Origin of the sequence: Streptomyces sp. NRRL F-5135, from assembly GCF_000719775.1 — a bacterium.
GTDB lineage: Bacteria > Actinomycetota > Actinomycetes > Streptomycetales > Streptomycetaceae > Streptomyces > Streptomyces hebeiensis.
Map to the genome: position 1 here is coordinate 1 of NZ_JOHR01000026.1, position 13,470 is coordinate 13,470.

Genomic DNA, 13,470 nt, shown 5'->3' on the forward strand with positions numbered 1-13,470 from the left:
GGAGCGGGGTTTCGCTTTCCAGTTCTCCGCTTTCGCGTTTCCCTTTCCGGCGGTTCCGACTCTATCAGATCCTTTCGGGCCTGATTCCCAGTCAGCGGGGGCTCCTTCCGGGCCCTGGGGCCCTTCCGGCGAGTGAGACTCTAGCGGAATGCCCGGCCCCGAAGCTAATCGGAGTGGAGCTGCGTCCCTTCGAACGCGGATTCCTCATTTCGCGAAGGACGCACGCGAAACAGAGCGACCAGATGTCGCTGCTTCTCGTGTTGGCCCTGCGGAATGGCTGTTCGGGGACCGACCAGGGGTCGGCGCTCACGTCGAACAGCCCGGAGCACATTACGGGCGCATGTCCTGCCTGTCAACTTGGGGCGTCCGGCGCTAGTCTGGGTGCCATGACTTCGCGTACGTGCGCACTTCTGTGGTGGGCCGCCTGACGGCGGCCCACCGACACGTATGCGTTCAACGGCCGCCGCCTCGGCGGCCGTTGTTGTTTCTCCCTCCCGGGAGTCCGGCCGCTCGAGGCGGCGGGTCCGAACGGCCGGTCCACGGACCGGAAGGACCAGAAGGACCAGAAGGACCAGGGTGAGGAGACAGTGATGACGCGGACGCGGATCTTCAGTGGGGTCAAGCCGACCGGCCATCTGACGCTGGGCAACTATCTCGGCGCCGTGCGGCAGTGGGTCGAGGTGGACCAGCACCGGGCCGACGCGCTGTTCTGCGTGGTGGACCTGCACGCACTGACCGTCGAACACGATCCGGCCCGGGTGCGCCGGCTCACCAGGCAGGTCGCCACGCTGTTCCTGGCGGCGGGGCTCGATCCGGCGCTGTGCACCGTATTCGTGCAGAGCCATGTGGACGAGCACACGCGGCTCTCGTACCTGCTGGAGTGCACCGGGACGGACGGCGAGCTGCGGCGCATGATCCAGTACAAGGAGAAGAGCGCCCAGGCCCTGGCGGCCGGCGACGGCGTGCGGTTCTCCCTGCTGTCGTACCCCGTGCTGATGGCCGCGGACATCCTGGCCTACGGCGCGCACGAGGTCCCCGTCGGGGAGGACCAGACCCAGCACGTCGAGCTGACCCGGGACCTCGCCGTACGGTTCAACCGGCGGTACGGGGACACGTTCACCGTGCCCAGGGCCACCCGGCCGCCGCTGGCCGCGCGGGTGATGGATCTCCAGGACCCCACGTCGAAGATGGGGAAGTCGCACGGTGTGTCCGCCGGGACCGTCCATCTGCTGGACGACGCCGATGTGGTGCGCAAGAAGATCATGCGGGCGGTCACCGACACCGGGCGGGACGTCGTGTACGACCGGGAGGCCAAACCGGGCGTGACCAACCTGCTGGAGATCCTCGCCGCCTGCGGGGGCCCGAACCGGGCCGGTCTCGGCGAGGCCGCGGATCCTCGGGAGCTGGCGGGTCCGTACGACTCATACGGCGCGCTGAAGAAGGACACCGCGGACGCCGTCGTCGAGCTGCTGCGTCCGCTGCGCGAGCGCCACGCGGCCCTGGCCGCCGACCCGGGCCATGTCGACACGGTGCTGCGCGAAGGCGCCGAGCGGGCGCGGGCGACGGCCCGGCCGGTGGTCGACGCGGCGTACGCGGCCATCGGGCTGTTGCCGCCCGTCCGCTGACACGGCCGTCCGGGCCGGCCGGGCACCTGGCGGCCGGCCGCGGTCAGCCGTTGCCGGTGGCCAGGGCGCGGCTGCGGTCGCGGGCCGCTTCGATGGCGGCGATGAGGGCGGCTCGTACGCCGTGGTTCTCCAGCTCCCGTACGGCGCTGATGGTCGTGCCGGCCGGGGAGGTCACGGCCTCGCGCAGCTTCACCGGGTGCTCGCCGCTGTCGCGCAGCATGACGGCGGCGCCGACGGCGGCCTGGACGATCAGGTCGTGCGCCTGGGCGCGGGGCAGTCCGAGCAGGATGCCCGCGTCGGTCATGGCCTCGACCAGGAAGTAGAAGTACGCGGGGCCGGAGCCGGAGAGCGCGGTGGCGGCGTCCTGCTGGGACTCGGGGACCCGCAGGGTCTTGCCCACGCCGCCGAAGATCTCCTCGGCGTGGGCCAGGTGGACGGCGAGGGCGTGGCTGCCGCCCGAGATGACGGACATGCCCTCGTCGACCAGGACGGGCGTGTTGGGCATGACGCGGACGACGGGGGTGCCGGTGGCGAGCCGTCCCTCGATGAAGGCCGTGGTGATCCCGGCGGCGGCGCTGATGACCAGGCGGTCGGGGGTGACGTGGGGGGCCAGCTCGTCCAGGAGCCTGCCCATGTCCTGCGGCTTGACGGCGAGGATGAGGATGTCGGCGCGCTTGGCGGCGTCGGCGTTGGTGACGGACCCGACGCCGTAGCGGTCGCGGAGTTCCGCCGCGCGTTCGTCGCGGCGGGTGGAGACGAGCAGGTCGGCGGAGTGCCAGCCCGCGCGGATCATGCCACTGAGCAGGGCCTCCCCGATCTTGCCGGTGCCGAGGACTGCGACTGTCTGGGGCATTTCGGGGTCACCTCGTCGGTGGGATGGGGCGGGCGGCTGTCGTCCGTATCCCATCCTCGCACCGGGGGCGGGTGACGGGCCGAGGTGTCCGCAGGGCGGTACGCGATACGGCGGGGTGCTCGTGGGCGGCGGGCGCGCGGGCGCGCGGGTGGCGGGCGCGCTCTGCGGGGCGCCCGCCCCGCGGTGCCGCTTTCTACGCCGTACGGCGGCGGAGCGTCGCCGCGCCCAGGGCGAGGACGAGGACGGCGCAGCCCGCCACGACCAGCGCGTCGCGGACGAAGGCGCCGGTGACGTCCGCGTGGCGCAGGACCTCGTTCATCCCGTCGACGGCGTACGACATGGGCAGGGCGTCGGAGACCGCCTCCAGGACGGGGTGCATGGCGGAACGCGGCGTGAACAGGCCGCACAGCAGCAGCTGCGGGAAGATCACCGCCGGCATGAACTGCACCGCCTGGAACTCGGACGAGGCGAAGGCCGAGACGAACAGGCCGAGGGCCGTCCCCAGCAGGGCGTCGAGCAGCGCGACCAGCAGGAGCAGCCACGGCGATCCGATGACCTCCAGGCCGAGGACCCAGGTCGCCAGAGCGGTGGCGAGGGCGGACTGGACGACGGCGATCAGGCCGAACGCGAGGGCGTAGCCGCCGATCAGGTCGGCCTTGCCGAGCGGCATGGCGAGGAGGCGTTCCAGGGTGCCCGAGGTGCGTTCGCGCAGGGTGGCGATCGAGGTCACCAGGAACATCGTGATCAGCGGGAAGATGCCGAGCAGTGAGGCGCCGATGGAGTCGAAGGTCCGGGGGTTCGCGTCGAACACGTACCTCAGCAGGAACAGCATCACGCAGGGGACGAGGATCATCAGCGCGATGGAGCGCGGGTCGTGGCGCAGCTGACGCAGGACGCGGGTGGCCGTGGCGAGGGTGCGGGCGCCGGTGAACGGGGAGGGGGGCGTGCTCGGGGGCGGGGGCGCGGCGGCGGGATCGGGAGCGGCCGGGGCATCCGCCTGGGCCGTGGCCGGTGCGCGGGTGGCGGGCACGGGTGTGCCGTCGGTGGCCGTACGGCCGGTGTGCGTCGGTCCGGTGGGTTCCGGGGGCGTGGGTCCGGTGGTCATCGGGTGCTCCCCTGGAGGGCGGCGGCCTCGTCGACGAGGTGGAGGAAGGCCGCTTCGACGGTTTCCGTGTGCGTACGGGCGCGGAGGGCGTCCGGGGTGTCGTCGGCGAGGAGTTCGCCCTCGCGCATGAGGAGGAGCCGGTGGCACCGTTCGGCCTCGTCCATGACATGGGAGGAGACGAGGATCGTCGTGCCGCGTTCGGCCGCGATGCGGTGGAAGAGCTCCCACAGGTCGCGGCGGAGTACGGGGTCGAGCCCGACGGTCGGTTCGTCCAGGACCAGCAGTTCGGGCGCGCCGAGCAGCGCGACGGCGAGGGAGACCCTGCTGCGCTGACCGCCGGAGAGCCGCCCGGCGAGCGCGTCGGCGTGGGGAGTGAGGTCGACGTCGGCGATGGCGCGGACGACGGCGTCGCGGCGGGCGGAGCGGCGAGCGCGACCGGGGTCGAGCACGGCGGCGAAATAGTCCAGGTTCTGCCGGACGGTGAGGTCGTCGTAGACGGAGGGGGCCTGGGTGACATAGCCGATCCGGGCACGCAGCGCGGCGTGGCCCGCGGGCCGGCCGAGGACGTCGAGGGTGCCGGTGACCTTGGCCTGGGTGCCGACGACGGCCCGCATGAGGGTCGACTTGCCGCAACCGGAGGGGCCGAGAAGTCCGGTGATCCGGCCGGGCGGTACGGCGAAGTCGAGTCCCCGCAGAACCGTTCGGTCGGCACGCCGCACGGTGAGGCCCCGGGCTCGGACGGCAGCCTCGGAGTAATTCATCATGTGATGAATAATGGGCGTGGGTGACCGTCGTCGTCAAGGGACGTGCCCCCGTCCGCATCCGTCGCGCCCCCGTCGCGCCCCCCGTCGCGCCCGCCTCGGGCCCGGGGGCGGTCGGCCCCCGGGCGGCGGTCCCCTGGCTCGCCGGCAGGGCGGCAACGGGTCCGGAGGCGGTGGGTGCGGTGCCCTACACGCGCCCGTGCTGCTCGGCGTCGGGTCTCCCGGTCGCCGCCGCGCGGTGGCCCCGGCGGCGTTCGTGCCGGGTCAGGGCGGTCGCGTATTCGCGGCGGCGCAGGCCCTCGCCGGGGGCCTCGGTCAGGGAACGGAGGAAGTACGCGAGCAGCGAGCCGATGAAGCCGACCGTCCTGACGCCGCGCAGGGCCTCCTCGCGGACCGGGTCGGCCGGGCGGCGCCGGAAGCCGTCCCAGGTGCTCTGGAAGGCGATGGCGCCGCACACCGCGAACACCACCACGACGAGCGCGTGCACGAAGAACCCCACCGCCGCGCTGCGCAGGCCCTCGTAGGCGAAGCGGAGGAGGAGGCAGGCGGCGACCGTGGCGGCCAGCGCGCCCGCGGAGACGCCGGCACGCCGGACCGCGTAGCCACGGTCGTGGCCGACCCAGGTCGTACCGAAGAAACGGAGGCCCTCGGGCTCCGGGCCACCGACGCGGCGCCGGCCCCGCTGGTCCTCGCCGTCCTGGCGAGGCCGGGTGCCATGAACGCCTCGGCCGTACTGTCCGCGACCGCCGGTACCGACGGCGGGCGCGGACACGGGCTTCCCTTGCTGCACGAGATGATCGCTCATGCGGCGATTATCCCCATATGTGCCCGCGACCCTCGTCTGTCCGCCCGAACGGCCGGACCGGTGGACACGGCGGACACGGCGGACGCGAGGGCCGCGAGGGCCGCGAGAGATCAGGAGCAGCGCACCGCCACGTAGCCGTTGCTGCCCGTCAGCACGTACGCGTCCGAGACGTACTGCCCATTGGCGATGTTGTCCCAGATGTCGGTGGTCCCGTACGGGCCCGAGACCCGCTCCCCCGGCTTCTGGCAATTGATCGGGACGGTGGCCCCGTACGGCAACACCTTGACGAGCCGGTAGTTCGTGCCCGGACCGCTCCTGACGTTCAGCCGGTAGCCCGGGGCCACGGGGTAGCGCGTGGCCGCCACCGCGACCTCGGCCATCTCCGTCGCCTCGGCCGCCGTGTCCCCCGCCGTGTCCCCCGCCACGCTCTCAACTTCTTCGACCGACATACGGTCCCCTCCCCCAGTGAAGGTGCGCCATCGAAGGTGCGCACTCCGCGCCGCGCAGGCTAGCAAGCCATGGCTGGATGACACGCACCATCGATTAGGCTCCGTGCGTCGCGCTCGCGCACGAAAACGCGCACGAATAAACGGGGGTGGGCGATGCCACCACTGCGCAACACCGGGTCGGCCCCGGAAGCGGAGCATCCGGACTACGCGGGCCGCTACCCGCTCGAGGGCGTCCTGGGCGCGGGCGGAATGGGTGTGGTCCATCTGGCCACGTCCGACTCGGGGTTGCGGCTGGCCGTCAAGGTCGTACACGCGAACCACGCCTCGGACCCCGAGTTCAGGGCCCGGTTCCGGCAGGAGATCACGGCCGCGCGGCGGGTGAGCGGGGCCTTCACCGCGCCTGTCGTGGATGCCGATCCGGACGCCGAACGTCCCTGGATGGCCACGCTGTTCATCGACGGCCCCACCCTCTCCGACCGGGTGAGGCGCACGGGCCCGCTGGGGACCGGGGAGTTGGTCAGGCTCGGCGCCGGGCTGGCCGAGGGGCTGCGGGACATCCACCGCGCCGGCGTCGTGCACCGCGATCTCAAGCCCGGCAACGTCCTGTTGGCGGCGGACGGCCCGAAGGTCATCGACTTCGGGATCTCCCGGCCCGCCGACAGTGACCTGCGGACGGAGACGGGCAAGCTGATCGGCACACCGCCGTTCATGGCACCCGAGCAGTTCCAGCGGCCGCGTGAAGTCGGACCGGCCGCCGATGTGTTCGCGATGGGCGCCGTGCTGGTGCACGCGGCGACCGGGCGGGGACCGTTCGACTCGGACAGCCCGTACATCGTGGCGTACCAGGTCGTGCACGACGAACCGGATCTGGCGGGCGTCCCCGACCAGCTCCTGCCGCTGGTCTCGCGCTGCCTGGCGAAGGAGCCCGCCGACCGGCCGACGCCGGACGAGGTGATGACCGCGCTGCGCACGGGGCACGGGCACGCACCGGAGGCGGCTCCCCTGGACAGGACCGGCGTCGAAGAGGCCGGCCGGACGGGGGCGGCGCGGGGCGGCGCGACCCCGCTCGTGCCCGCGCAGCGCCGGCCGGAGGAGGCGACGGCCGGTGATCCGGCCCCGGCCACGCACCCCAGCGCGCCGGAAGGCCACGGGACCGACGGGGACGTTGAGCCGACTGCGGGCGGTGGGGCCGCCGGAAGTGGTGGGACCGCCGGAAGTGGTGGGGCCGCCAGGGTTGGTGGGGCCGCCGAAGGTGGTGGGACCGCCGGGAACGGTGGAACCGCCGGGAACGGTGGGGGCGCCTCGGCCGACCGCCCGTCTCCGCTTCGTCCCCGTCCCGCTCTCCGTCCCGCCCTCCGCCTGTCCCGCCGCACGAGCCGCCTGGTCGCCGCCGGTGCCGTGGTCGCGACCCTGGCCGTGGCCGGCTTCGTCGGGGTGCGCGTCCTGGGCGACGGCTCCGACGGCACAGCCGCCCGTGACACGTCACGTGGCCGTGCGGAGGGGGCGTTCCGGCCCTGGCACACCACCCTCCACTCCGGTACGGGCGGGAACCGCATGCCCGTCTGCTCCACCGGAGTCACCGGCTCCGGTGACTCCGATGGTGGCTCGGACGGGGATCCGGGCGTCTACTGCTCCGCCCCCGGCCTCACCGCCGCCCGGCTCGACCCGGCCGACGGCGCCGTCGACTGGTCCGTACGGGACAGCCGTACCACCAGCGACGCCGACGGGGCAGCCGCGCCGGTCCTCTGCGGCGGGCTGCTGCACGTCCTCACCTCCGGCGGCACCCGGCTGGAGGCGCTCGACCCCACCTCGGGCGAGCGGCGCTGGGGGATCGGCCTCTCTTCGTACGCCGGGATTCAGCACACGGGCGACACGGTGCTGCTCCTCACGTACGACGGTCTGGTGCGCGCTCTCGACGGTGCCACGGGCGAGGAGCGGTGGGCCGAGCGGCGCGGTGGCCCCGGCGCGATGTGGACGGCCGCACCGGAGGGGCCGCTGTTCGCGGTGACGCCGGCGCCCGACGGCTCGACCACCGAGGTCAGCGCCGTGGACCCGGCGAACGGCGCCCTGCTGTGGGAGAAGCGGCCGGCCGGCAATCTGCGCCCGGCCGGATCCTCCGGCCGGGCCCTGTTCCTGCTGGCGGACGACACGGACGGCATCACCGAGGCCGTCGTACGGGTCGACACGGCGAGCCGTACCGTACGACGGGTCACGCTGACCGCACCGGTCGACCAGGCCCAGGCCACCGTGGGCGACGACGGAACGGTGTACGTCATCGGCTACGCCGGCTCGCTCCTCGCCGTCGGCATGGAGGACGGTGGCGGGCCGGCCGAGGACGGACCGGGAGGTGCCAGGCAGGACGACGACGGGCAGGGCGCCGCCGAGCGCTGGCGGCTGGAGACGTCCGTCACGCGGGCCTCGCGACCGACCGTCGCCGGTGGGCACCTCTTCCTGAGCGGGGGCGACGGGCGGCTGCTCGCCGTGTCCACGGAACGCGGGGTGCTGGTGGGGCAGACAGAGCCCCGGATGAGCGAGGGGAAATACACCCTCTCGGGGACCCTGCCCGCACCGGTCACCGACCCGTCGGGCAGGGTCTTCGCCACCGCGCCCGACGGTTCCGTCTTCGCCGTTCCCGGCCGGGATCCGGCGCGCTGGTGAGCTGCCGGTGAGACGGTGATCTGGTGCGTTGGTGAGGCGGGAGCCGACCGGGCCGTGGGCCGTGGGCATGGGCGTTGGGGCGGCGGCCCACGGCCGGCCGTGGATTGAGCCCTCGGGGCTTTTTGAAAGCCCGGAGCCCATGGTCTCGGCCCCGGCGCCGGCGGCCCCGATCGGCCGCCCGCCCGGCCCCGGTCCGCGGCCTCAGCCGAGTCGCGACACGTCCCTGACCGCGCCCTTGTCCGCGCTCGTCGCCATCGCCGCGTACGCCCGCAGCGCCGCCGACACCTTCCGGTCGCGGTCGGCCGGCCCGTACACGCCGTTCAGCGCCGCGCGCCGCTCCGCCAGCTCCTCCTCCGGGACGAGCAGCTCGATCGAGCGGTTCGGGATGTCGATCCGAATCCGGTCACCGTCGTTGACCAGCGCGATCGTGCCGCCCGAGGCCGCCTCCGGCGAGGCGTGGCCGATCGACAGACCGGACGTGCCGCCCGAGAAACGGCCGTCGGTGATCAGCGCGCACGCCTTGCCCAGCCCGCGGCCCTTCAGGTACGAGGTCGGGTAGAGCATCTCCTGCATGCCCGGGCCGCCGCGCGGGCCCTCGTAGCGGATGACGACGACATCGCCCTCCTTCACCTGCTTGAGCAGGATCCGCTCCACGGCCTCCTCCTGCGACTCGCAGACGACGGCCGGGCCCTCGAAGGTCCAGATCGACTCGTCCACGCCGGCCGTCTTCACCACACAGCCGTCGACGGCGAGGTTGCCCTTGAGCACCGCCAGGCCGCCGTCCTCGGAGTAGGCGTGGGCGATGTCGCGCACACAGCCGTTCGCCGCGTCGGTGTCGAGCGAGTCCCACCGCTCCGACTGGGAGAACGCCTCGGCGGAACGCTTGCAGCCGGGGGCCGCGTGCCAGAGCTCGACGGCCTCCTCGGACGGCGAGCCGCCCCGCACGTCCCAGGTCTCCAGCCAGTCCTTGACGCTCGGCGAGTGGATCGTGTGCACGTCCTCGTTGAGCAGCCCGCCCCGGTACAGCTCGCCGAGGATGGCCGGGATGCCGCCCGCCCGGTGAATGTCCTCCATGTAGTACGTACCGCCGGGAGCGACGTTCGGCGCGACCTTCGCCAGGCAGGGGACGCGGCGCGAGACGGCGTCGATGTCCGCGAGGTCGTAGTCCAGCTCGGCCTCCTGGGCGGCGGCGAGCAGGTGGAGGATGGTGTTGGTCGAGCCGCCCATGGCGATGTCGAGGGCCATGGCGTTGTCGAACGCGGCCCGGCTGCCGATGCTGCGCGGCAGGACGGTGTCGTCGTCCTGCTCGTAGTAGCGCTTGGCGATCTCGACGACGGTCGCGCCCGCCTTCTCGTACAGCGCGCGACGGGCGGTGTGCGTGGCGAGGACCGAGCCGTTGCCGGGCAGGGAGAGGCCCATGGCCTCGGTCAGGCAGTTCATCGAGTTGGCGGTGAACATGCCGGAGCAGGAGCCGCAGGTCGGACAGGCGTTCTCCTCGATACGGAGGATGTCCTCGTCCGAGACGCTCTCGTTGACGGCGTCGGAGATCGCGTTGATCAGGTCGAGCTTGCGGACCGTACCGTCCACGAGCGTGGCGCGGCCGGCCTCCATGGGGCCGCCGGAGACGAAGACCGTCGGGATGTTGAGGCGCATCGCGGCCATCAGCATGCCGGGGGTGATCTTGTCGCAGTTGGAGATGCAGATCAGCGCGTCGGCGCAGTGTGCCTCGACCATGTACTCGACGGAGTCGGCGATCAGGTCGCGGGACGGCAGGGAGTAGAGCATGCCGCCGTGGCCCATGGCGATGCCGTCGTCCACGGCGATGGTGTTGAACTCGCGCGGCACGGCGCCCGCGGCCTTGATCGCCTCGGAGACGATCCGGCCCACCGGGGCGAGGTGGGTGTGGCCGGGCACGAACTCCGTGAAGGAGTTGGCGACGGCGACGATCGGCTTGCCGATGTCCTCGCTCGCTACGCCCGAGGCACGCATAAGGGCGCGTGCGCCCGCCATGTTGCGGCCGTGGGTGACAGTGCGGGACCTCAGCTGGGGCATCGTCGCTCGCTCCTTCAGCGGAAACAAAACTCCTTCGAGCGTACGCCCTGGATCCAAGATCTGGACATGCCGTCCGGCATACGGGATATGTGTTCAGGTTCTGGGCACGGACCCGGGCGCCCGCGGCCCCGGCCCGCCGCACAAGCGTCGGCCGTCGACCGTTGGCCGTCAGGCGTCAGGCGTCAGGCGTCAGCCGTCCGCCTCGGAGCCGGAGTGCGGGTCGGTTCCGGTCAGGTAGCGCTGGAGCGTCGGCGCCACCTGCGCGATGATCTCCTCCGGGTCCGCCGAGGCCAGCGGCTCCGCCCGGATCACGTACCGCAGGATCGCGATCCCGACCATCTGAGAAGCGGCCAGCTCGGCGCGGAACGTCGGATCCGGTACGTCCAGCTCCTCCACGACCCGGCTCAGCAGCCTGCGCAGGACGAACGTGCGCAGGACCCCGGCCGCGGCCTCGTGCGTCAGCGCGGAGCGGATCACCGCCAGCAGCGGGGCCCGCGTGCCCGGGTTCTCCCAGACGCCGATGAAGGTGCGTGCGAGCCGCTCGCCGATGCCCTCGCGGTCGCCGGCCAGTACGGCGGGCAGGACCAGCGCCGGTTCGAAGGAGACCTCGATGGCGGCGGCGAAGACCTCGTCCTTCGTGCCGTAGTAGTGGTGCACGAGCGCCGCGTCGACGCCCGCGGCCTTGGCGATGCCCCGGACGGATGTCTTGTCGTAGCCGCGTTCGGCGAATTCCGCGCGCGCCGCGTCCAGGATGCGCTGCCGGGCGCTGGGGCCGGTGCCGGTGTCCTCGCGGGAGGGACGGCCGCGGCCCCGGCGGCGCGGAGCCGTACCGTTCACGACAGGCCCGGGCCGGACGGACCGGACGGACCGGAGGATTCGGCGGCCCCGGAGCCCCTCGTGGATCCGGAGGACCCGGAGGAGCCTGAACGGCCGGACGAACCCGAAGAACGCGAAGGGTTCGAAGATCGCGAAGAGCCGGCGGATGACGAAGAGGATCCCGTAGAGGAGCCGGAAGAGCCCGAGGAGGAGCCCGAAGAGCCCGAAGAGCCCGAGCCTGAAGCCCCCGAAGGCCCAGCAGGCCCAGCAGGTCCCGCAGGTCCCGCAGGCCCCGCAGGCCCCGCAGGTCCAGGAAGGCCCGACCGGCCCGGGAGACGGGAGCGAGCGGTACGGGCGGCTCCCGACGCCGCCGACACCGCGCGGGCGGCCCTGGTGCCCCGGCCGCGGCCCCGGCCCGCACCCCGGCCCGCCGTCGCCCCCGCCGTATCAGCCGCCGACGTATCAGCCGTCGTCGCCGCGTCGGCCGAGGAGGCGGCGGCCGTGGTCCCGGCAGCCGAAGCGGTGGCCGGCGCGGCGGCGGCCATGACGGACTCGCCGGCCGCCGACGCCGCCAGGTGCAGGCGCGCGAACGCCAGCGCCTCCGCCAGGTCCGCCTCGCGCTCCGCCGCCGACATCGCCCGCCGCGTGTTGACCTCGATCACCACATGCCCGTCGAACGCGCTCTCCGCGAGCCGCCCCAGCAGCTCCGCGCACGGCTGCGTGCCCCGCCCCGGCACCAGGTGCTCGTCCTTGCCCGAGCCCCTGCCGTCGGCGAGATGCACGTGTCCCAGCCGGTCCCCCATCCGGTCGATCATGGCCAGGGCGTCGGCGCGGGCGGTCGCGGTGTGCGAGAGGTCGACGGTGAAGTGCCGGTAGTCGTCCTTCGTGACGTCCCAGTCGGGGGCGTACGCGAGCAGCTCACGGTCCCGGTAGCGCCACGGGTACATGTTCTCGACCGCGAATCGCACGTCCGTCTCGCCGGCCATCCGCCATATGCCGCTGACGAAGTCCCGCGCGTACTGGCGCTGCCAGCGGAACGGCGGATGCACCACCACCGTCGAGGCACCGAGCTTCTCGGCCGCCGCGCGGGCCCGCTGGAGCTTGACCCACGGATCCGTCGACCAGACTCTCTGCGTGATCAGCAGACAGGGCGCGTGAACTGCGAGGACCGGCACCTGGTGGTAGTCGGAGAGCCTGCGCAGCGCCTCGATGTCCTGGCTGACCGGATCGGTCCACACCATGACCTCGACACCGTCGTACCCCAGGCGCGCGGCGATCTCGAAGGCCGTCGCCGTCGACTCCGGATAGACCGAGGCCGTAGACAGGGCGACCTTCGCTGCCGGGACGCGCACCACTGGTTCTGCCACGGGGACAGCGTACGGGCCCCAGCTAGCTCGTAGGGAGTTGATCGAGACGACGGAGGATGACCCCCTCGCGCAGCGCCCAGGGACAGATCTCCAGCGTCTCGACGCCGAAGAGGTCCATCGCCGCCTCCGCCACCAGCGCTCCCGCCAGCAGTTGTGCCGATCGTCCCGCCGATACGCCGGGCAGCTCCGCGCGCCGCTCGGCGGGCATCGCGGCGAGCCTGGACACCCACTCCTCCAGTGATGTACGACTCAGTTCGCGCTGTACGTAGGGGCCGTCGGCGGAGCGGGCGGCACCGGTGAGGCGGGCCAGCTGCCGGAAGGTCTTGGACGTCGCCACGACGTGGTCGGGGGAGCCGAACCGCGCGAACTCCCCGACCGTACGGGCGATCTCGGCGCGCACGTGCCGGCGCAGCGCCCGTACGTCTATCGGGTCGGGCGGATCGCCGGGCAGCCAGCCCGCGGTGAGCCGGCCCGCGCCCAGCGGCAGGGACACGGCCGCGTCCGGCTCCTCGTCGATGCCGTACGCGATCTCCAGCGAACCGCCGCCGATGTCCACGACCAGCAGTTTCCCCGCGGACCAGCCGAACCAGCGGCGGGCGGCGAGGAAGGTCAGCCGGGCCTCCTGCTCGCCGGTGAGGACTTCGAGGTCGACGCCGGTCTCGCTCTTGACCCGGCCGAGCACCTGATCGGCGTTGGTGGCCTCCCGTACGGCGGAGGTGGCGAACGGCAGCACCGCCTCGCAGCCCTTGTCCTCCGCCGCCTGGAGGGCGTCGGCGATCGTGGACACCAGCCGGTCGACCCCGTCGGGTCCTATGGCGCCGTTCTCGTCCAGCAGCTCGGCGAGCCTGAGCTCCGCCTTGTGCGAGTGCGCGGGCAGCGGGCAGGCGCCGCGGTGGGCGTCGACCGCGAGCAGGTGGACGGTGTTCGAACCGACGTCGAGGACTCCGAGTCTCATGAACCGAACGCTACTGCGGTGACA

10 protein-coding genes and 1 pseudogene are annotated in these 13,470 nt (G+C 72.9%); 2 read left to right on the forward strand and 9 right to left on the reverse strand.

Features of this window, described 5'->3' with window-relative positions:
* The first annotated feature begins 590 nt into the window (after positions 1 to 590).
* A complete protein-coding gene (trpS, locus tag IG02_RS0132230) occupies positions 591 to 1,625 on the forward strand; it encodes a tryptophan--tRNA ligase (protein ID WP_030756025.1) in 1,035 nt (344 codons plus the stop codon).
* 43 nt (positions 1,626 to 1,668) lie between these two features.
* On the opposite strand, the gene proC is transcribed toward trpS, so the two are convergent.
* The 5 genes from proC to IG02_RS0132255 form a co-directional block, all read right to left on the reverse strand.
* On the reverse strand, positions 1,669 to 2,478 hold the full coding sequence (gene proC / locus IG02_RS0132235) for a pyrroline-5-carboxylate reductase (RefSeq protein ID WP_030756028.1): 810 nt from the start codon (positions 2,476 to 2,478) through the stop codon (positions 1,669 to 1,671).
* A gap of 193 nt (positions 2,479 to 2,671) precedes the next feature.
* Positions 2,672 to 3,583 carry an ABC transporter permease gene (locus IG02_RS0132240; RefSeq protein ID WP_078855008.1) on the reverse strand — a complete coding sequence of 304 codons (912 nt, stop codon included), beginning with the start codon at positions 3,581 to 3,583 and terminating at the stop codon, positions 2,672 to 2,674.
* Positions 3,580 to 4,347 carry an ABC transporter ATP-binding protein gene (locus tag IG02_RS0132245; protein WP_030756032.1) on the reverse strand — a complete coding sequence of 256 codons (768 nt, stop codon included), beginning with the start codon at positions 4,345 to 4,347 and terminating at the stop codon, positions 3,580 to 3,582. Before IG02_RS0132245 ends, IG02_RS0132240 begins: the two co-directional genes overlap by 4 nt.
* Before the next feature lie 184 nt (positions 4,348 to 4,531).
* Positions 4,532 to 5,149: a hypothetical protein gene (locus tag IG02_RS0132250; protein WP_107055756.1), complete on the reverse strand. Its 618-nt coding sequence runs from the start codon at positions 5,147 to 5,149 to the stop codon at positions 4,532 to 4,534.
* Positions 5,150 to 5,259: 110 nt separating this feature from the next.
* Positions 5,260 to 5,598, reverse strand: coding sequence for a peptidase (locus IG02_RS0132255; protein ID WP_030756035.1), 339 nt, complete (start codon positions 5,596 to 5,598; stop codon positions 5,260 to 5,262).
* Positions 5,599 to 5,751: 153 nt separating this feature from the next.
* On the opposite strand from IG02_RS0132255, the gene IG02_RS0132260 reads away from it, so the two are divergent.
* Positions 5,752 to 8,256 carry a protein kinase domain-containing protein gene (locus IG02_RS0132260; RefSeq protein WP_030756037.1) on the forward strand — a complete coding sequence of 835 codons (2,505 nt, stop codon included), beginning with the start codon at positions 5,752 to 5,754 and terminating at the stop codon, positions 8,254 to 8,256.
* Positions 8,257 to 8,457: 201 nt separating this feature from the next.
* Here IG02_RS0132260 and ilvD read toward each other — a convergent pair whose 3' ends face one another.
* From ilvD to IG02_RS0132280, 4 genes and pseudogenes are all read right to left on the reverse strand, one after another.
* On the reverse strand, positions 8,458 to 10,308 hold the full coding sequence (gene ilvD, locus IG02_RS0132265; RefSeq protein WP_030756041.1) for a dihydroxy-acid dehydratase: 1,851 nt from the start codon (positions 10,306 to 10,308) through the stop codon (positions 8,458 to 8,460).
* A 189-nt stretch (positions 10,309 to 10,497) separates the two neighbouring features.
* Positions 10,498 to 11,145 (reverse strand): TetR family transcriptional regulator, encoded by a 648-nt coding sequence (locus IG02_RS0132270; RefSeq protein ID WP_030756044.1) that lies wholly within the window; start codon positions 11,143 to 11,145, stop codon positions 10,498 to 10,500.
* A gap of 542 nt (positions 11,146 to 11,687) precedes the next feature.
* A pseudogene (locus IG02_RS0132275) lies at positions 11,688 to 12,491 on the reverse strand (sugar phosphate isomerase/epimerase family protein); the annotation flags it as partial.
* 22 nt (positions 12,492 to 12,513) lie between these two features.
* A complete protein-coding gene (locus IG02_RS0132280; RefSeq protein ID WP_030756050.1) occupies positions 12,514 to 13,446 on the reverse strand; it encodes a Ppx/GppA phosphatase family protein in 933 nt (310 codons plus the stop codon).
* Positions 13,447 to 13,470: the final 24 nt, after the last annotated feature.

Bases quoted from the DNA above. Each gene is read 5' to 3' on its own strand.
- trpS (WP_030756025.1), top strand. From the start codon at position 591: ATGACGCGGACGCGGATCTTCAGTGGGGTCAAGCCGACCGGCCATCTG.
- proC (WP_030756028.1), bottom strand. From the start codon at position 2,478: ATGCCCCAGACAGTCGCAGTCCTCGGCACCGGCAAGATCGGGGAGGCC.
- IG02_RS0132240 (WP_078855008.1), bottom strand. From the start codon at position 3,583: ATGACCACCGGACCCACGCCCCCGGAACCCACCGGACCGACGCACACC.
- IG02_RS0132245 (WP_030756032.1), bottom strand. From the start codon at position 4,347: ATGATGAATTACTCCGAGGCTGCCGTCCGAGCCCGGGGCCTCACCGTG.
- IG02_RS0132250 (WP_107055756.1), bottom strand. From the start codon at position 5,149: ATGAGCGATCATCTCGTGCAGCAAGGGAAGCCCGTGTCCGCGCCCGCC.
- IG02_RS0132255 (WP_030756035.1), bottom strand. From the start codon at position 5,598: ATGTCGGTCGAAGAAGTTGAGAGCGTGGCGGGGGACACGGCGGGGGAC.
- IG02_RS0132260 (WP_030756037.1), top strand. From the start codon at position 5,752: ATGCCACCACTGCGCAACACCGGGTCGGCCCCGGAAGCGGAGCATCCG.
- ilvD (WP_030756041.1), bottom strand. From the start codon at position 10,308: ATGCCCCAGCTGAGGTCCCGCACTGTCACCCACGGCCGCAACATGGCG.
- IG02_RS0132280 (WP_030756050.1), bottom strand. From the start codon at position 13,446: ATGAGACTCGGAGTCCTCGACGTCGGTTCGAACACCGTCCACCTGCTC.